Source organism: Hymenobacter actinosclerus (assembly GCF_900111515.1).
In the GTDB taxonomy this organism is placed as follows: Bacteria; Bacteroidota; Bacteroidia; order Cytophagales; family Hymenobacteraceae; genus Hymenobacter; species Hymenobacter actinosclerus.
On record NZ_FOHS01000003.1, the window covers coordinates 606,028 to 624,125 of the forward strand.

Sequence of the window (18,098 nt, forward strand, 5' to 3'; positions counted from 1 at the left end):
GGGCACCATTACGAAACTCAGCCACCCACCACCGGGGCTTCGGGGGCCGCAACCGATGGAATGTATTCGGCTGTAGCTGCTTTTTGCTCGGCGGCTTTGGTCTGGAGCTGATGCTCGTTGAAATCGTGGCGGTTGAAGGGGCGGATGATAAGGCGCAGGGCCTTGTCGGAGCTGAAGTAGCTGATGGCCCAGCCCACGAGCGTAACTGCCTTGTTGCGGAAACCCACCAGCGTCATCAAATGCACAAACAGCCAGGTAAGCCACCCCAGGAAACCGCCAAAGTGCAGGTCGCCGGGCAGATCGACCACGGCGCGGTTGCGGCCCACAATGGCCATACTGCCCTTGTTGGTGTACTGGAATGGCTGCATCTCTTCGCCTTTGAGCAGTCGTCCGAGGTTCTCAGCCAGCTGCTCGGCCTGCTGAATGGCCACCGGGGCCAGCATGGGGTAGCCGCGGGGCATTTCCTCGGTTATCATGTTGGCCACGTCGCCGATGGCGTACACGTTGCGCAAACCAAGGATGCGGTTCCGGGTGTCCACGTTTACGCGCTTGTTGCGGGCCACCACCTCTTCGGGCAGGCCGTCGAGGGCGGCACCGTTCACGCCGGCCGCCCAAATCAGGTTCTGGGTGCGGATAAACTCGGTTTCAGAGTAGTATAAGCGGCCGTCTTCGTAGCGCTGGGCGTGGGTGTTGAGGCGGATATGGATGCCCTTCTCTTCGAGGTACTTTTTACCTTTCTCCTGGGCAAACTTGCTCATCGGCCCCAGCACTTCGGCCCCCGATTCAACCAGGTAGATTTCCATCTGCTTGAGGTCGAGCTCGGGGTAGTCTTTGGGCAGCACGTCCTTGCGCATTTCGGCCAGCGAGCCGCAGATTTCGACCCCCGTGGGGCCGCCGCCCACCACTACCACGTTCATCAGGGCCTGGCGCTGGGTGGGGTCTTCGGTGAGGATGGCCTTCTCGAAGTTCTGGAACAGGTAGCTGCGCAGATTCAGGGCGTTGGGCACGCTCTTGATCTGCATGGCGTTCTGCTCGATGCTGTCGAGCCCGAAAAAGTTGGTGAGCGAGCCGGTGGCCAGCACCAGGTGGTCGTAGTGAATGTCGCCGATGTTGGTTTTCACCAGGTTCTGCGCCGGCTCCACCCGCTCCACATCGGTCATGCGGTAGTAGAAGTTGTGCTGGCCGGCGAAGATTTTACGAATCGGGTAGGCGATGCTATCGGCTTCGAGGCCGCCGGTAGCCACCTGATACAGCAGGGGCTGGAAGTTGTGGTAGTTGTTGCGGTCGATGACTACCACCTGCACCGGCAGCTTAGCCAGGTCTTTGGCCAGCCGGAGCCCGGCAAAGCCGCATCCGACGATGACGATGCGGGGCTGAGAGGTTTTCGGCAGATTGGTATCCATAAGCAGGAAGATGCGTGGGGTCAAACACTTCCTTTACCCCGAAAGCGCCGGCAGGGTTGTAGTTTGAGGAAGGCGGAAAAAAGGAATGTCATTCTGAGCGCAGCGGAGCGCAGTCGAAGCATCTCGCGGGCAATGCTAACTCCTGGATAGCAGGATTACTGTGGCACGCGAGATTCTTCGCTCTGCTCAGAATGACACCCTTTTTACTGAACGTCCCCGCACTATTCTCAATAGTCCACGCCCTCTTTCTTCTTGAACTCGCCGGATTTCACCTGCTTGATGAGCTGGAGCCAGCTGAAGGGGTTGAGCAGCGGGTTGTTGGTGGCCGGCGTGGCACCGAAGCCCATGCGGCGCTGCTGGTCGTACTCCTGGTTCTGCATGGTCTGGCGGTAGTTGCCCATGCTGGTAACGGGCAGCGTATTGAACATGCGGCGCATGGTCTTCTCGTTGAGGCGCTCGGCGGCCGAGCGGTCGTTTTCCGAGGGCACTTTCATGGCCAGAAACGCCTCCTTGAAGGCCCGCTCGGTGGCGTAGGGAAAGATGCGGACCTCGGGCAGAATGGTAGCGTCTTCCTGCAACTGCACAATCACCGAGTAGCTCTGGCGCGGATACGTTTCGGGCACGATGACGTACTGGTTGCGGTAGCCCAGGCTGCGAATCACGATACTGTCGCCGGCCAGCACGGGCAGCGAGAAGTAGCCGTACTCGTTGCTGGTGGTGCCGCGGCCGGCCTTGGGCACAAAAATGGCCGCGCCGGGTACGCCCAGCAGCGAGTCGCCGGAGGCCACAATGCCGGTAAACTGCACTACTGGCCGCTGGCCCTGGGCCCGGGCCGCGCCGGGCGTCAGCAGCAAGCCCAGGGCAAGCAGCAGCGCTGTCAGCAGAAAAGAAACTCGAACCGGAATCAAAACGGGCAGATAAGTCATTAGCGGATACCAAAGATACGGCACTTTCGGGGGCTGTTGGCGGGTTTGGCTTAAATTCGGGCCGGCGCCGGGCCGCAACCGCCGCCCTGCTCCCCCGCTTTCGCCTAAAGATGCGCCTCAAACACTTTACCGTTGCATTTGGCCAGCAAGTATTCCGGGCCCTGGCTGACGAAAGCCGGGTGCGCATCCTGCATTTGCTGTGGCGCAACCAGGAAATGTGCATCTCCGACCTGGAACAGGTGCTCGACTTCACCCAGACCAAAACCTCGCGCCAGCTGGCCCACCTGCGCAGCGCCGGCCTCGTCAGCTTCCGCCGCCTCGACAACTGGGTGTTCTACTTCATCAAAGATGAGGCCCAGGATTTATTGCGCCAGCAACTGGGTTACATGGAGCGCGACGCCCAGCTGACGCAGGACCAGAAAATCTACCAAACGCTGTGGTCGAACCGCGAGCTGGCCGCGTACAAGCTGCAAAACCGCCGCTGGCAGGGCACTAACTGACTCACGCCGATTTTTTCACTGATGAAATTGTTCCTAGCGGCGCCTGTTTTCTCATCCTATTAGTCGTCACAAGCTTAGCATATCGTGAAATCAGGTGATAATGTGGCCCGCCTGTTCGTGTGCGCGGCTCAGAAGGACGAAATCGGCCGCGACGTGGCCAAGGCGCTCAAGCTGGAGCTGAAGAAGCAGGGCCTGAAAAACCGACTCCTTGACGGGGAGAAGCACAAGGTGCGGGTGCAGACCTGTAACTGCCTCGACCTCTGCAAGCACTGCAAAAAAGGCCCCGGTGCGGCCCTCATCATCTATCCCGAGGGCGTAGCCTACGGCGACGTGCGCCCCCGCGACGCGGCCGAAATCGTGCACGAACATCTGGGCGAGGGCCGGGTTGTAAAGCGGTTACAGCTTGACTGATTGCCAGTTATAAATCCGGCCGCACCAGCGTTCTTAGTTCTTTCTTACCTTTCCCCTCAGCGCCACCCAAAGTGAAATACCGTCACCTTTTCTTCGACCTCGACCACACGCTTTGGGATTTCGAAACCAACGCCGACCAGACGTTGCGCCACCTCTACGAGCAGCACGAGCTGAGCCGCTACGGCACGTTCACGGTCGAGGAGTTTATTCGGGTGTACTCGGATATCAACCACGGGCTGTGGCGGCTGTACCAGAACGGTAAAATCGGGCAGCAGCAGCTGCGGGCCACCCGGTTTCCGCGCACGTTTACCAAGCTAGGCCTGGCCGAGGCCGATTCGCCGGCCGATATGTCGGAGCAGTTCACCGATATTCTGCCCCTGAAATCGGCCGTGTTTCCTTACACCCACGAGGTGCTCGACTACCTGCAAGGCCAGGGCTACGCACTGCACCTGATTACCAACGGCTTCCGCGACACGCAGCGCGTGAAGCTCAAGTCCGCTAACCTGACCGATTACTTTCAGGAAATCGTTACTTCCGAGTGCTGCGGCCACCTCAAGCCCGACACCCGTATTTTCGAGCACGCCCTCCAGCGCAGCGGGGCCACCGCCGCCGAGAGCCTGATGGTGGGCGACAACCTGGAGTGCGACGTGCTGGGGGCCTACAACGCCGGCCTCGACCAGGTATACTTCAACCCTGCCAAGCGCCGCCACTTCAACCAGGTAACCTACGAAATCAGCTGCCTGAGCGAGTTGAAGGACTTTTTGTAGCCACTACTCCAGCGCTACCGTGGTTTGCACCCGGCCGCCGAAGGTCATCAGCTCGGGGGTGAGGCGGAAGCTGCGGCCGCCCATGCTTTTGCCGTAGAGCTCCATATCCAGCTCGCCCCCGCCCCAGTCGGAGCCCGAGCGCCGGTCCGCTTCGGCCTCTATTACCTGCAACACCGCGCCGCGCTTGCGGCTCAGCTCCGCGCAGAGCTTATCGGCGGCTTTCAGCGAGTTGCGCAGGGCAATCAGGTTGGCCTGCTGCTGGAGGCTGTCGGTTTGGCTGTGCGAGTAGGTGAGGCGTTTAATCCGGCTGATGCGGGTGGCCAGCAGCTTCTCCATAAACGCTTCGAGCCGCGTGAGGTCCTGCAACTTTACCGTGAGCGACTGGGTAGCCTGAAAACCATCGAAAACCTGCTTGTTGTTACGGTAGGTGTACTCTTTGTTGGTCGAAACGAAGCTGGTGCGGATGTCCGGGCTGCGGCGCACGAAGGGCTGGATGGTGGTCGTTACGTCGTTGATAACCGCCTGCACTTCGGCCACCGACTCCTTGAGGCGGGGCCTGGTGAAGGAGACTTCCACCGTTACTTCGGCCTGATTGGGGTAGGACGTAACCTCGCCCATGCCCGTCACCTCCAGATGCGGCCGCTGGTCGTTGGGAACCGAAGAGGAAGGAGCCGCACAACCGGCCAGCAGCAGGGCACTCAGCACAAGAAAAGACCGCATAAACTGATTAAGAAGGGTAACCGCGGAAGAGCCCGGCGGCAGCTGCTAACGTAGTCAAATACGCCAATAGTATACCTTCGCCCCATGATTAAACTGATTGGTTTTTCGGGCCGCCGGGGCAGCGGCAAAGACACCATTGCGCGGCTGATGCAGCAATTGCAGCCCGAGCGCAGGTGGCATATACGCTCGGTGGGCGAGCCCATTAAGGCCGTGTGCGCGGCGCTGGCCGGCGAGGGCACGGCGCCTTACTTTTCGCAGCCCGGCAAGGCCGAGGTCCTGCCTGCCTTCGGCCGTACCCGGGGCGAAATGCTCCAGCAGGTGGGCCTGGCGCTGCGCCTCTGGGAGCCCGATATCTGGGTGCAGGCCTTCTTCTCGCAGCTGCCCACCGACCAGCACACGCTCATTCCCGACGTGCGCTTTCCCAACGAGGCCGACCTTATCCGCCGCCGCGGCGGCCTGATGCTGCGCGTGGAAGGCGACCCGCTGCACCAGCGCGGCGACGGCACCCGCGACGACGACCACCCCAGCGAAACCGCCCTCGACGACTACCCGCACTTCGACGCCGTGCTGCACAACGCCGGCTCGCTGCCCGACCTGGAGCAGCAGGTGCGCGAGCTGCTAACGCGGGTGTAGCGCAGGATTGAGCCGCAGGTAGTTAGTCTGCCCCCTGCCATCGGCTAAAGTTCGTTGCCACTCGGTGGCGCGGCGGCTACGGATAGTTGCGTGGGCACATAGAAGTAGAAATCCTGGGTGCTACCTTGGCCTTCAACTACATCGCACCTGCAAAACCGTTTTGTATGTCTCTCTACTCCTCTTGCTGGCTGTTTGCCACGGCCGCACTGCTGACTCTTACCGCCGCGCCGGCGTGGGCTCAGACGCCCTCCGCCCCGGCTCCGGCCGCTGCGCCGGTTGCTGAGCCAGCGCCGGTGCTGGGAGAGCCCAATGCCGCAGTGGCAGCTCGGGCCCTGGTGTTTAAAGGCGCTCCGGCCCGCAAGGCCCACTACCGCGCCATCTATCAGCTCAACAGCAACGACCCCAAGGTAATAGCCAAAACGCTCCAGGCGATGAAGGCGGCCCTGGATGATCCGCGTCTGAAAGGCAAGCTCGCGCTGGAGCTGGTGGTATTCAGCGGGGGCACAACCGCACTGCGCAAAAACCAGCCTTACGAAGCCGATGTGCTGGCGTTGCAGAAAGCGGGCGTCATCCTGTCGCAGTGCGAAAACTCGATGAAAGCCCAGCAGCTCACCCGCGACGATATGCTGCCCTACATTTCCTACGTACCCACGGCCAACGGGGAGCTTATCATCCGTCAGGCGGATGGCTGGGCCCTGTTTCATTTGTAGCACCAACGGGCTACCGGCCTCCTGATTGCCGGAACGCCGCACTCCAGCATGCACGCAGGGGCGTTGCTTAGGACTGGAGGCCAGCCGTCCGGACCAATTGCCAGCGCACATACCGGCAACGAGCGGCTTGGCTACTCATGAACACCCTGCCGGCCCGGTGCGTAAGATGAACCCTCACATCTTACCTCCCTTTGATTATGTGCGGACGCTATTCCCTGATTTCCCCGCCCGGCCTTATAAAAGAACGATTTGGGGCCGATATAGCCGAGGATTTCGCCCCGACTTACAACGCCGCGCCCTCGCAGCACCTGCCCGTGATTACCAATGCCGCGCCCGGGCAGGTGCGGCTGATGCAGTGGGGCCTGGTGCCGGCCTGGGTGAAAGACCGCACCAGCGGCCCCCAGCCCATCAACGCCCGCGCCGAGACGCTGGCCGAAAAGCCCTCGTTCCGGCAGCTGCTCCAGCGCCGCCGTTGCCTGGTGCTGGCCGATAGCTTTTATGAGTGGCAACAGAAGGAAGCCCACGGTCTGCCGCCCAAAACGCCCCACCGCATCCTGCTCACCTCCGGGCAGCCCTACGCCTTCGCCGGCCTCTGGGACGAGTGGCTGGACCGCGCCACCGGCGAAATCCTGCCCACCTTCACCATCGTCACCACCGAGCCCAACGCCCTGATGCAGCCCCTGCACCACCGGATGCCCGTTATCCTGGAAGACCCCGAAGCCGAGCAGGCCTGGCTGAGCGACGCCATTTCGCCCGCCGGCCACCAGGCCCTGCTCCGCCCCTACCCGGCTGAGTTGATGCGCGAGTACGTTATCAGCAAGCTGGTAAACTCGCCCGCCCACAACGAGCCGGCCGTGCTGGAGCCGGTTTAGATTGAGTTGTCAGTTGTCAGTTGTCAGTTGTCAGTTGTCAGTTGTCAGTAAAAGAACGTCATGCAGAGCGGAGCGAAGCAGCTCGCGTGCTGACGTTGTAATAGTAATCCAACGTCAGCACGCGAGCTGCTTCGCTCCGCTCTGCATGACGTTCTTATGCCTCTAACCCCGAAGCCTTACCTTTGTACTCTATCCACCCAGCCACCTAAAAACACCCGTTTTATGGCCAACGCCTTTTTCAACGTTCCGCTGCCGATTAATGAGCCCGTGAAGGGCTACGCACCCGATTCGCCCGAGCGGATTGAGTTGCTTAAGACCCTCAAGGAGTTCAAGCAGCAGGAGCGCGATATTCCCATGCACATTGGCGGGCAGGAAGTGCGCACGGGCAACACCAAGCGCATGAGCCCGCCCCACGACCACCAGCATACGCTGGGCCACTTCCACCGCGGCGACGCCTCGCACGTGCAGCAGGCTATTGATGCCGCCCTGGCCGCCCGCACCGAGTGGGCCGAACTGCCCTGGGAGCAGCGGGCCGCCATCTTTCTGAAAGCCGCCGACCTGCTGGCTGGCCCTTACCGGGCCCGCCTCAACGCGGCCACTATGCTGGGCCAGAGCAAAAACGCTTTCCAGGCCGAAATTGACGCCGCCTGCGAGTTTATCGACTTCCTGCGCTTCAACGTGTACTACATGAGCGAGCTGTACAAGCAGCAGCCCGCCTCGTCGCCCGGCATGTGGAACCGCCTGGAGCACCGGCCCCTGGAGGGCTTCATCTTCGCCCTCACGCCCTTCAACTTCACGGCCATTGCCGGCAACCTGCCCACTTCGGCGGCCATGCTCGGCAACGTCATCGTCTGGAAGCCCGCCGACACCCAGATTTACTCGGCCCAGGTGCTGATGGAGCTGTTTGAAGAAGCCGGCGTACCCGCGGGCGTCATCAACCTGGTGTACGTGGACGGTCCCACGGCCGGCAACGTCATCTTCCAGCACCCCGACTTCGCGGGCATCCACTTCACGGGCTCGACCGGCGTATTCCAGCACATCTGGAAGACCATCGGCGAGAATATCAGCAAGTACAAAACCTACCCGCGCATCGTGGGCGAAACCGGCGGCAAGGACTTCATCGTGGCGCACAAATCGGCCAAGGCGAAGGCCGTAGCCGTGGGCATTTCGCGCGGTGCGTTTGAGTATCAGGGTCAGAAGTGCTCGGCCGCCTCGCGGGTGTACCTGCCTTCCAACCTGGCCGACGAAATTCTGGGCTACGTGAAGGAGGACATTGCTTCGTTCAAGATGGGCGACGTGGAGGACTTCTCCAACTTCATCAACGCCGTGATTGACGAGAAGTCGTTCGATAAGCTGGCCAAATACCTCGACGCCGCCAAGGCTGACAGCAGCGTGGAAATCATTGCCGGCGGCGGTTACGACAAGAGCAAAGGCTACTTCATCGAGCCCACCGTCATCGTCACCAAGGACCCCAAGTACGTAACCATGTGCGAGGAGCTCTTCGGGCCCGTCGTGACGGTGTATGTGTATGAGGCCGACAAGTATGAGGAGACGCTGGAGGTAGTCGACCAGACGTCGCCTTACGCCCTCACCGGCGCCGTTTTCGCCCAGGACCGCTACGCCATCGACCTGGCCACGCGCAAGCTGGTGCAGGCGGCCGGCAACTTCTACATCAACGACAAGCCCACCGGGGCCGTGGTGGGCCAGCAGCCCTTCGGCGGCGCCCGCGCCTCCGGCACCAACGACAAGGCCGGCTCCATCCTCAACCTGCTCCGCTGGGTGTCGCCGCGCACCATCAAGGAAACCTTTGTGCCCGTGATGGACTACCGCTACCCCTTTCTGGGCGCCGCCCCGGCCGAGGATTTGAACCGGGACAAGGGCATCTAATAGGAAGCGTTGCTTCTTCTTGCCTGAATTGAAACGGCCGCCCTGCTTATTGGGGTGGCCGTTTTTGTTTGTCAGAACGGTGTCATGCTGAGCGAAGGCGGAGCGTAGCCGAAGCATCTCACGTGCAACAGTAATCAGACGACAGGGTTACCATTGCACGCGAGATGCTTCGGCTACGCTCCGCTTCGCTCAGCATGACACTGTTTTTTTTCTTTGCAATCAGCAACCTCCCTTACTACCGAATCAGCTGGTACAGCTGCTCGCGGTAGGTTTCGCTGACGGGAATTTCCTTGTCGCCGATGTAAATCGTGTTGCCATCGACCATGCGGATTTTGCTTAGCGACACGATGTAAGACTTGTGGACCCGCATAAACGGCGGCTGGGGCAGCAGGTCGGTCAGGTCTTTGAGGGTGTGGTAGGTAACCAGCCGCAGGCCGGGCAAATGGATGGCCACATAGTTGCTCAGGCCCTCGATGTAGAGGATGTCGGCGTACTCCACCCGCAGAAACTTGTTCTTGCTCTCGCCCTTTACGAACATGTGGTCGGCGGGGGGCGCTGGGGTCAGCACCGGGGCCGGTGGCGGGGCCAGGGGCGCGGCAGGGGCCGCAGGGGGCGGGCCGGGCAGCAGGGTCAGCGCCTTTTGGGCCGCTTTGAAGAACCGCTCGAACGAGACGGGCTTGAGCAGGTAATCGACCACGTCGTTTTCGTAGCCTTCGAGGGCGTACTCGGGGTAGGCGGTGGTGAGGATGACCCGGCATTTGTTGCCCGCCAGCTTGAGGAATTGCAGGCCCGTGAGCCGGGGCATCTGAATGTCGAGGAACACCAAATCTACCCCGCCCTGCTGCACCAGCGTGAGGGCCTCGATGGGCTTGGTGGTCGTGCCCACCAGCGTCAGGAAGGGCACCTGGCTGATGTAATCGGCCAGAATAGCCAAGGCCGGCGCTTCGTCGTCAACAACCAGGCAACGAATCATAGGAGTGTTTAGCTATTAGCTTTCAGCTGCTAGCTGTTAGCTCTTGTTCTGACAGACTAGGGACGGCAACGAAATTTGGGGTCTTCACTTCCGATTTATTCTTCGGCAAGTTGCAAGGAAGTAACGAATTGCTCCGCCTCCGTTGCCACGCGCAAAGAATGGCGGCCGGGATACAGCAGTTCCAGCCGGCGCCGCAGGTTGGGCAGGCCCACGCCGGTGGTGGCGTCCTTGTGGTCGGCCGGGTCGAGGGGGCGGTTGCGGACTTCAAACTGGATTTCGTCGGGGCTCAGTGCCAACCGGATGCTAACGGGGTGGGCGGGGTCGTCGAGGGTGCCGTGCTTGAGGGCGTTTTCCACGAACGGGATGAGCAGCAGCGGCGCGATGCGGTGGCCGGTGGGGTCGCCAGTGAGTTGGAAATCCACGAAAAACTGGTCGGCGAACCGGAGGCGGTACAGGTCGAGGTAGTTGTGGAGGTAGTCGATTTCGTCGGTTAGCGGCACCTGGCCATCGGGCGTGTCGTGGAGCATATAGCGCATCAGGTCGGCCAGTTTGAGGATGGCGCCGGCCAGTGGCTTGGCTACGGGGTAGGCCAGGCCGTAGAGCATGTTGAGCGTGTTGTAGAGGAAGTGGGGGTTTATTTGAGTTTTGAGAAAGGCTACCTCGGCCGCCCGCTTCTCGCCCCTTAGCAGCTGGTTTTCCCGCTCCCGCAGCAGCGTGGCCCGTCCGGCCCACAGCGCGGCGCTGATAACGAGCATGGGCGTGGCGAAGTAGGTATTATCGAGGATGTAATACCAGACTTTGGTGTCGGGATGGTAATTGCCAAAGCCCAGCACGGCCGGGAACAGAACTTCCTCGATAAGCGCCCGCAGGCCGATGTATACGGCTACCACGCCCAGCAGCGCCCCCACTAGCCGCCAGCCCCGACCGGGCCGCAGCAGCCGCGGATACACTACTAGGTAGCACAGATAAAACTCTAGCATGCGAATAAACAGCACAGAGTTCGTGAGCCAGACAGCCTGCGGAGCCGGCGAATTGCGGCCGATAAAGAGTCCCAGCGACTCGTAGCTGCCATAGAGCAGCCAGCCCAGTAGGTGCCAGTAAACCGCGGGAATAGTCGGGAGCCGGAAAGAAGCCATAGATGCAGCAGGTTAGGCTTCAAAACTACGCTGCCCCAACTGGCAGGCCTATTTTTTTATGCCACCTCCCCGGTTTGGGATGCGAAACCGAAAGCCGGGCTTTTAGCGCATTGACAACGGGTTTTCGGGCAGTGGAATAATCTTTTTTCGGGGGCCGGACGGGTAGCTAACCTTTGGCTTACTCTTTCACCCAACCCGCTTCCCGATGCGCTCCGCTCCCCTACTCCTGCCCCTGCTGCTGCTCGCCGGCCTTGCCGCCGCCCAAACCACCGCCCCCGTTACGGGCCGCGTAACCGATGCCCAGGCCCGGCCGCTGAGCTTTACCACCGCCGTGCTGCTGCACCTGCCCGACTCGACCGTAGCGGCCTCGCTGGCCACCACTGAGCAGGGCAGCTACACCTTCGCAAGTGTGCAGCCGGGCACCTATTGCGTAAAGGCGCTGCTAATCAGCTACCGACCCGCCCGCAGTGCTGCCTTCGTGGTGGCCGCTGGCCGGCCCGTAACGGTGCCCACGCTGCGGTTGGCGGCGGCCTCCACCGCGCTACGCGAAGTAATGGTAACCGGCCTGCCGCCCCGGCTGGAGCAGCACGCCGACCGCACCGTTATCAATGTGGCCCGCCTGAACACGGCCGGCACCAACGCGCTGGAAGTGCTGCAGCAGGCCCCCGGCATCCGGCTCGACAAGGACGAAAACATCGTGTACCGGGGCAGCACGGGCATCAACGTGCTCATCGACGGCAAGCTCACCTACATGTCGGGCGAGGTGCTGAAGAACTACCTCAAGTCGCTGCCGGCCTCGGCCATCAGCCAGATTGAGCTACTGCCCAACCCACCCGCCTCCATGGACGCGGCCGGCACGGCCGGGGTGCTTAATATCCGGCTCAAGCGCAACCAGCTGCCGGGCCTAAGCGGCACGTTCAACGTGGGCGGTGGCTATGGCCGCTTCGAGAAAAGCTGGGCCGGCACCAACCTGGCCTACAACGCGGGCAAAGTGCGCCTGTTCGCCCGCCTCGACGGGGGTCGCTACAACTCGTTCAACCGCCTCACCATGCGCCGCATCATCCGCGACACCGTGTTCAACCAGGAAAACTACTGGCGGCCCCTCACCTACACCGGCAACTACGCCGCCGGGGCCGATGTGGCCCTGAACGCCCGCCACAGCCTGAGCCTGGGGCTGCGCGGGTCCGGCGACCAGACCACCGCCCTGAGCACCGCCAACTCGGTTACCACCGACGCGGCCGGCCGCTTCGTGGAGCGCCGCCAGCTTTTCAACCCCCAGGACGAGCACGGCGCGCCGCGGGCTCTCAACCTCAACTACCGCTGGACCATCGACAGCACCGGCCGCGAGCTGAGCGCCGACGCCGACTACGTGCGCTACACCAGCGCCAAGGAGCAGCAGTTCCGCAACCTGGCCTTTGCGTGGGAAAACGCGGGTCCGGGCCAGGATGTCGGGCAGCTGCGGAGCGCCAACTCGTCGGGCACCACCATCCGGGCCGCCAAAATCGACTACGTGCATCCTTTCGCGGGCACCCAGTGGCGGGCCGAAACCGGGGCCAAAACCAGCCGGGTCAGTTCGCGCAGCGCCATTCAGTTCGACCAGCTGGCCGGCTCGCGGTGGCGGCTCGATACGCTGCGCACCAACTCGTTTCAGTACGACGAGCACATCAGCGCCGGCTACGTTTCGCTGAGCACGACGCTGGGCAAGCTGGAGCTGAAAGGGGGGCTGCGGGGCGAGCTGACCCAATCGAAGGGTAACTCGCCCACCACCGGCCAGCGCGTGGAACGGCGCTACTTCCAGCTGTTTCCGAGTGCTTTCGCCGCGTATAAAATCAACGACAACAACCAGCTCAGCGCTTCCGTCAGCCGCCGCATCACCCGGCCCTCGTACCAGGACCTCAACCCCTTCCTGCACTACACCGACTTCTACACGGCGCACCAGGGCAACCCCTTCTTGGCCCCTTCGCTTTCGCAATCATTGGTAGCCAGCTATATCCACAAAGATTTTCAGGTACTGAGCCTGAGCTACCTGCGCGAAACCAACGCGGTAAACGAGGTGGTAACCCAGGATGACCAGACCAAGGTATCCACCACCATGCCCCGCAACCTGGGCCGGGCCACCACGCTCACGCTCAGTTCGGGCGGCCACACCACCCTTACCAAATGGTGGGGCATGGACAACGAAATCAGCGGCAGCTACAACGTGGTTACTACGGAACTGGAAGACCGGCACGTGCGCCTGGCCCGCTTCGGTGGGTCGGCCAGCTCCAACCACACCTTCACGCTGCCCCGGCAGTACCAGTTGCTGGTGGGCGGCTACTATAACTCGCCCTCAGTGCAGGGACTGTTCTACACTCGCTCAGCAGGACTACTTAATCTGGGCTTGAAAAAGCAGTTGTGGGCCGAAAAAGCCAGCCTGAGCCTGCGCCTGAGCGACGTATTCGCCACCAACCGCTTCCGTAGCGACCTGCGCTACAACAACGTTAACCAGACCTGTACCAACCAGTGGGAAAGCCGCCGGCTGACGCTGACGTTTGCCTGCAAGCTGGGCAGCGGCAAAACCCGTAACCAGCGCAACGCCGGCAGCCAGGAAGAGGAAGGCCGGGTAGGTCGGTAGGCGGATTGGAGTTACCGTACGCACCAAAACGGCCGCCCTACTCGGGGCGGTCGTTTTGCTTTTCCATGCCGGCGTTGTCGTCCGTTACCAGCGGCACGCCCAGGTCGGCGTAGATGTCGGCCAACAGCAACCGAGTGGCTAGCTCCGGAATTTCGGCGGCTTCGTCGGGCATCGTCAGCACCTGGTGCTGCCAGTCGGCGGTGTCGGAGGCGCGGTGGTACCAGTCGACGGCCTGGTATTGCTGCGACACGAGCAGGTAATGCCGCAACGAGGGCAACTGCTGATAGCGGAACCGTTTCCAGACCCGGTCGTAGTCGGCGGTCGAGGGCGACAGCACTTCAATCAGTAGCACCGGATTGCGCATGGTACGCTCGGCCAGCACGTCCTCGTCGTGGCAGGTGGCCATCACGTCGGGGTAAGTGTAGAACCGGCCGTCGGCTACGGCTAGCTGCACGTTCTCTGAGAAGACTTTGCAGCCCTGTTTCCGCGCAGCACCTTTGAGGGCAGCAGTGCAGCTATAGCACAATTCATTGTGCAGGGCTGTTGCGCCGGCCATTGCCCACACTTCGCCCTGGTAGAATTCGTGGCGGTGTTCGGCCGTTTCTTCCAGCGCCATATACTCTTCGACGGTGTAGCGAGCGGGTAACCTGCGTTGCGGAGAAGCCATTTTGGGCGGGGTTTGGTTGAATCAAAGATACGCCTTTGCGCCCTGGCCCGCTTTCACCTTTGTTCCCAACCGCGAAGGGCCTACCTTTGCCTCCCATGCCGTCTCAACCCGGCCTTTTACCCCGTTGCTGCCATGCTGCTCGCCGTTCCCGTTCAATACCAGCCCCAGGATTTTCTCCCCATTATCGTCCAGTTCGTGCTGGCTATAGCCTTTGTGGCTTTTGCCATGATTGTCTCGCACCTGGTGGGGCCGCGCCGCAAAAGCGTGGTGAAGGATGAAGCCTTCGAGTGCGGCATCGAGTCGGTGGGCAACGCCCGCACCCCGATTTCGGTGAAATACTTCCTCACGGCCATTCTGTTCGTGCTCTTCGACGTCGAGGTCATTTTCATGTACCCCTGGGCCGTGAATTTCCGGGAACTGGGCACCACCGGCTTTTTGCAGATGCTCGTGTTCCTGACGCTGCTGATGGCCGGCTTCGTGTACGTCATCAAGAAGGGCGTTCTGAACTGGAACGAAAGCCGTTAGGCCAAACTTTTGCCCGCCGGCCCGTGTTGGCCTAGAGTGGAATTAATCCACTTTTTCTTCCCTGACTTTCTGCTTTATGGATACCCGAGTTCCCGAAATCAAGATGGTGGACGCCCCCGACGGCCTCGAAGGCGCGGGCTTCTTCGCCACCTCGCTGGAGAAGGTGGTGGGCATGGCCCGCGCCAACTCGCTCTGGCCCCTGCCCTTCGCCACCTCCTGCTGCGGCATCGAGTTCATGGCCACTATGGGCGCCCGCTACGACATCTCGCGCTTTGGCTCCGAGCGGCCCTCGTTCTCGCCCCGGCAGGCCGATCTGCTGATGGTGATGGGCACAATTGCCAAGAAGATGGCCCCCATCGTGAAGCAGGTGTACGAGCAGATGGCCGAGCCCCGCTGGGTGCTGGCCATGGGCGCCTGCGCCTCCTCGGGCGGCATTTTCGATACGTACTCGGTGCTCCAGGGCATCGACCGCATCATCCCGGTTGATGTGTACGTGCCCGGCTGCCCGCCCCGCCCCGAGCAGGTGCTCGACGGCCTGATGCGCGTGCAGGATCTGGCCCGCAACGAATCCATCCGCCGCCGCAACTCGCCCGAATACCAGGCCCTGCTGGCATCGTACAACATTAAGTAGCTAGGAGATAGGAGCTAGGAGTTAGAATTCGTTCTGAGCTGCTGGTTTCGCCCCTTGACATTCTAGCTTCTAACTTCTAGCTCCTAGCTTCTCAAAAAGAATGGCTGACCAGAACGAATCCATCCCGGCTCAGGAAGAAGCCGCTGCCCAGGACCCGGCCGCGCAACAGAATGCGGAGCTGCTGGCTCTGCTGCACCGACTTTTCGGTGCCGACGCCTTTACTGATGTGGAGGAGCCCTACGGCTTGCTCACGGTTACCACGACCCGGGAGCAGATTCACGGCATCATCGCCGGGTTACAGAAGGACCAGGAGTTGCAGCTGAACTTCCTGACGACCATGTGCGGCATGCACTGGCCCGACCGGGCAGGCCAGGAGCTGGGTATGGTCTACCACCTGCACAGCCTCACGCGCAACATCCGGCTGCGGCTGAAAATCTTCTTCCCCATCGCCGACCCGGTAGCCCCTACCCTGACGGACCTGTACTCGGCCGCCAACTGGATGGAGCGTGAGGCCTTCGATTTCTACGGCATCATCTTCCCCGGCCACCCCAATCTCATGCGCATCCTCAACGTGGAGGACATGGACTACCACCCCATGCGCAAGGAGTACGCCCTCGAAGACGGCACCCGCGAAGACAAAACCGACCTGTTCTTTGGTCGATAGAGTGTTTTAGTAGGGAGTAATTGGTACTGAGTAGTGAGATTTTTGTTCTTACGGCAACTCAAAACACCGATACTCAATACTCAATACTAACTACTCAATACTAGCAACATGGCAGTAAACGACACGCTGGAAGGCACCCATAAGATAATCGAGTCGGCGCGGGAGCAGCAGGCGCACCTGAACCCGCTGGCCCCCACCGTCAACGACTTCAACCAGGAGCTCACGACCCTCAACCTGGGCCCCACGCACCCGGCCACGCACGGCATTTTCCAGAACATCCTGCAAATGGACGGCGAGCGGATTATCTCCGGCGTGCCCACCATCGGCTACATTCACCGCGCCTTCGAGAAGATTGCCGAGCGCCGGCCCTTCTACCAGATTACCACCCTGACGGACCGGATGAACTACTGTTCGTCGCCCATCAACAACTTCGGCTGGCACCTGACGGTGGAGAAGCTGCTGGGCGTAGAAGTGCCCAAGCGCGCCCAGTACATCCGGGTGATTCTCATGGAGCTGGCCCGCATCACCGACCACCTCATCTGCAACGGCATTCTGGGCGTGGATACCGGTGCCTTCACCGGCTTCCTGTATCTGATGGATGAGCGGGAGAAGGTATACGAGATTTACGAGGAAGTAAGCGGCGCGCGCCTCACCACCAACATGGGCCGGGTGGGCGGCATGGAGCGCGACTTCTCCGACATTGCCATTGCCAAGCTCCGGGCCTGGCTGAAGACTTTCCCGGCCGTGATGCGCGAGTTTGAGGCCATGTTCAACCGCAACCGCATCTTCATGGACCGGATTGTGGGTGTAGGGGCCATTTCGGCCGAGCGTGCCCTCAACTACGGTTTCACCGGCCCCAACCTGCGGGCCGCCGGCGTCGATTACGATGTGCGGGTGATGAACCCCTACTCCAGCTACCAGGATTTCGATTTCGAGATTCCCGTGGGCACCAAGGGCGACACCTACGACCGGTTTATGGTGCGCAACGAGGAAATCTGGCAGAGCCTGCGCATCATCGAGCAGGCCCTCGAAAACCTGCCCGCCGGCCCCTACCACGCCGATGCGCCGCACTTCTACCTGCCGCCCAAGCAGGCCGTGTACCAGAACATGGAGGCCCTCATCTACCACTTCAAAATCGTGATGGGCGAGATTGACGCGCCCGTGGGTGAGGTGTACCACTCGGTGGAAGGCGGCAACGGCGAGCTGGGATTCTACCTGGTGTCCGACGGCGGCCGCACGCCCTACCGCCTGCATTTCCGCCGGCCCTGCTTTATCTACTACCAGGCCTACACCGAAATGGTGGTGGGCCAGACCCTCTCCGACGCCATCGTGACGCTGAGCTCGATGAACGTCATTGCCGGGGAGCTCGACGCGTAGTTTTTCTGAATACAACTGATATGGAATCGACCGCCCTCAAACCGCAATTTTCCGAAGCCGCCAAGGCCGAGATTGAGCGCATCTGCCAGCAGTACCCCGAGGAGCGCCGCAAGTCGGCCATGCTGCCGGTGCTGCACATTGCCCAGGCCGAATTTGGCGGCTGGGTGAGCCCCGAAGTGCAGGATCTGGTGGCCGAAGTACTGGGCGTGAAGCCGATTGAGGTCTACGAGGTGTCGTCGTTCTACACCATGTTCAACCTCAAGCCGGTAGGCAAGCACGTGCTGGAAATCTGCCGCACCGGCCCCTGCATGCTGCGCGGCTCCGAGGAGCTGACGGCCCACCTGGAGCGCATCACCGGCGCCAAAGTAGGCGGCCCGGCTTCCGAAGACGGCTTATTTACCCTCAAGGAAGTGGAGTGCCTGGCCGCCTGCGGCTTCGCCCCCATCGTGCAGGTGCGCGAGCAGTACTACGAGCAGCTCGATACACCCGAAGCCGTGGACGCCATGCTCACGGAGCTGCGCAACCAGGTGCACCGCCCCGCCCTGCCCTGGGAGGAAAACGGCCTGCCCAACGCGCTGGCGCGGAATTAAGCGGTTGGCTATTAGCTGTTAGCTGTTAGCCGACCTGAAAGAAAACATTGTTCATCAGAAAATTTCTGATTGCCTACATACCTAGCTAACAG

The 18,098-nt window shown here is 61.4% G+C and carries 19 protein-coding genes; 13 read left to right on the plus strand and 6 right to left on the minus strand.

Going from position 1 to position 18,098, the window contains the following annotated elements; translation table 11 throughout:
• Positions 1-17: 17 nt before the first annotated feature.
• Together BMY67_RS14160 and BMY67_RS14165 are read right to left on the minus strand one after the other, a co-directional pair.
• On the minus strand, positions 18-1,403 hold the full coding sequence (locus tag BMY67_RS14160) for an NAD(P)/FAD-dependent oxidoreductase (RefSeq protein ID WP_092772675.1): 1,386 nt from the start codon (positions 1,401-1,403) through the stop codon (positions 18-20).
• 227 nt (positions 1,404-1,630) lie between these two features.
• On the minus strand, positions 1,631-2,329 hold the full coding sequence (locus BMY67_RS14165; RefSeq protein WP_092772677.1) for a carboxypeptidase-like regulatory domain-containing protein: 699 nt from the start codon (positions 2,327-2,329) through the stop codon (positions 1,631-1,633).
• Between the two features lie 110 nt (positions 2,330-2,439).
• Between BMY67_RS14165 and BMY67_RS14170 the strand changes: the two genes are divergently transcribed.
• The 3 genes from BMY67_RS14170 to BMY67_RS14180 all read left to right on the plus strand — a co-directional run bounded on the left by BMY67_RS14170 (position 2,440) and on the right by BMY67_RS14180 (position 4,007).
• Entirely contained in the window at positions 2,440-2,829 is a 390-nt protein-coding gene (locus BMY67_RS14170; RefSeq protein WP_092772679.1) for an ArsR/SmtB family transcription factor, read from the plus strand.
• Between the two features lie 84 nt (positions 2,830-2,913).
• Positions 2,914-3,240, plus strand: coding sequence for a (2Fe-2S) ferredoxin domain-containing protein (locus tag BMY67_RS14175; RefSeq protein ID WP_143069837.1), 327 nt, complete (start codon positions 2,914-2,916; stop codon positions 3,238-3,240).
• Between the two features lie 71 nt (positions 3,241-3,311).
• Positions 3,312-4,007 (plus strand): YjjG family noncanonical pyrimidine nucleotidase, encoded by a 696-nt coding sequence (locus BMY67_RS14180; protein WP_092772684.1) that lies wholly within the window; start codon positions 3,312-3,314, stop codon positions 4,005-4,007.
• 3 nt (positions 4,008-4,010) lie between these two features.
• Here BMY67_RS14180 and BMY67_RS14185 read toward each other — a convergent pair whose 3' ends face one another.
• On the minus strand, positions 4,011-4,727 hold the full coding sequence (locus BMY67_RS14185; protein WP_092772686.1) for an SIMPL domain-containing protein: 717 nt from the start codon (positions 4,725-4,727) through the stop codon (positions 4,011-4,013).
• 84 nt (positions 4,728-4,811) lie between these two features.
• On the opposite strand from BMY67_RS14185, the gene BMY67_RS14190 reads away from it, so the two are divergent.
• The 4 genes from BMY67_RS14190 to pruA all read left to right on the plus strand — a co-directional run bounded on the left by BMY67_RS14190 (position 4,812) and on the right by pruA (position 8,829).
• Complete coding sequence (locus BMY67_RS14190) at positions 4,812-5,360, plus strand: nucleoside/nucleotide kinase family protein (RefSeq protein WP_092772688.1); 549 nt, start codon at positions 4,812-4,814, stop codon at positions 5,358-5,360.
• Positions 5,361-5,524: 164 nt separating this feature from the next.
• Complete coding sequence (locus BMY67_RS14195) at positions 5,525-6,070, plus strand: DsrE family protein (protein ID WP_092772690.1); 546 nt, start codon at positions 5,525-5,527, stop codon at positions 6,068-6,070.
• Positions 6,071-6,267: 197 nt separating this feature from the next.
• The gene (locus tag BMY67_RS14200; RefSeq protein WP_092772692.1) at positions 6,268-6,942 is read left to right on the plus strand and encodes an SOS response-associated peptidase; all 675 of its coding nucleotides are present in this window, start codon (positions 6,268-6,270) and stop codon (positions 6,940-6,942) included.
• Positions 6,943-7,164: 222 nt separating this feature from the next.
• Positions 7,165-8,829 (plus strand): L-glutamate gamma-semialdehyde dehydrogenase, encoded by a 1,665-nt coding sequence (gene pruA, locus BMY67_RS14205; RefSeq protein ID WP_092772694.1) that lies wholly within the window; start codon positions 7,165-7,167, stop codon positions 8,827-8,829.
• 235 nt (positions 8,830-9,064) lie between these two features.
• Here pruA and BMY67_RS14210 read toward each other — a convergent pair whose 3' ends face one another.
• Both BMY67_RS14210 and BMY67_RS14215 read right to left on the minus strand, forming a co-directional pair.
• The gene (locus tag BMY67_RS14210; protein WP_092772696.1) at positions 9,065-9,802 is read right to left on the minus strand and encodes a LytR/AlgR family response regulator transcription factor; all 738 of its coding nucleotides are present in this window, start codon (positions 9,800-9,802) and stop codon (positions 9,065-9,067) included.
• A 95-nt stretch (positions 9,803-9,897) separates the two neighbouring features.
• Complete coding sequence (locus BMY67_RS14215; protein ID WP_092772698.1) at positions 9,898-10,938, minus strand: sensor histidine kinase; 1,041 nt, start codon at positions 10,936-10,938, stop codon at positions 9,898-9,900.
• A 205-nt stretch (positions 10,939-11,143) separates the two neighbouring features.
• Here BMY67_RS14215 and BMY67_RS14220 point away from each other — a divergent pair, with 205 nt between their 5' ends.
• On the plus strand, positions 11,144-13,552 hold the full coding sequence (locus BMY67_RS14220; RefSeq protein WP_092772701.1) for a TonB-dependent receptor domain-containing protein: 2,409 nt from the start codon (positions 11,144-11,146) through the stop codon (positions 13,550-13,552).
• Positions 13,553-13,589: 37 nt separating this feature from the next.
• Here the strand turns inward: BMY67_RS14220 and BMY67_RS14225 are convergent, their stop codons facing one another.
• Positions 13,590-14,219: a Uma2 family endonuclease gene (locus BMY67_RS14225; protein ID WP_092772703.1), complete on the minus strand. Its 630-nt coding sequence runs from the start codon at positions 14,217-14,219 to the stop codon at positions 13,590-13,592.
• Between the two features lie 132 nt (positions 14,220-14,351).
• Between BMY67_RS14225 and BMY67_RS14230 the strand changes: the two genes are divergently transcribed.
• The 5 genes from BMY67_RS14230 (at position 14,352) to BMY67_RS14250 (ending at position 18,006) form a co-directional block, all read left to right on the plus strand.
• Entirely contained in the window at positions 14,352-14,744 is a 393-nt protein-coding gene (locus tag BMY67_RS14230; protein ID WP_092772706.1) for an NADH-quinone oxidoreductase subunit A, read from the plus strand.
• Positions 14,745-14,820: 76 nt separating this feature from the next.
• Complete coding sequence (locus tag BMY67_RS14235; RefSeq protein ID WP_092772708.1) at positions 14,821-15,375, plus strand: NADH-quinone oxidoreductase subunit B; 555 nt, start codon at positions 14,821-14,823, stop codon at positions 15,373-15,375.
• Between the two features lie 100 nt (positions 15,376-15,475).
• A complete protein-coding gene (locus BMY67_RS14240) occupies positions 15,476-16,039 on the plus strand; it encodes an NADH-quinone oxidoreductase subunit C (protein WP_245745056.1) in 564 nt (187 codons plus the stop codon).
• 108 nt (positions 16,040-16,147) lie between these two features.
• Positions 16,148-17,416 (plus strand): NADH dehydrogenase (quinone) subunit D, encoded by a 1,269-nt coding sequence (nuoD, locus tag BMY67_RS14245; RefSeq protein ID WP_092772710.1) that lies wholly within the window; start codon positions 16,148-16,150, stop codon positions 17,414-17,416.
• A 20-nt stretch (positions 17,417-17,436) separates the two neighbouring features.
• Positions 17,437-18,006, plus strand: coding sequence for an NADH-quinone oxidoreductase subunit NuoE family protein (locus tag BMY67_RS14250; protein ID WP_092772712.1), 570 nt, complete (start codon positions 17,437-17,439; stop codon positions 18,004-18,006).
• Positions 18,007-18,098 lie beyond the last annotated feature (92 nt).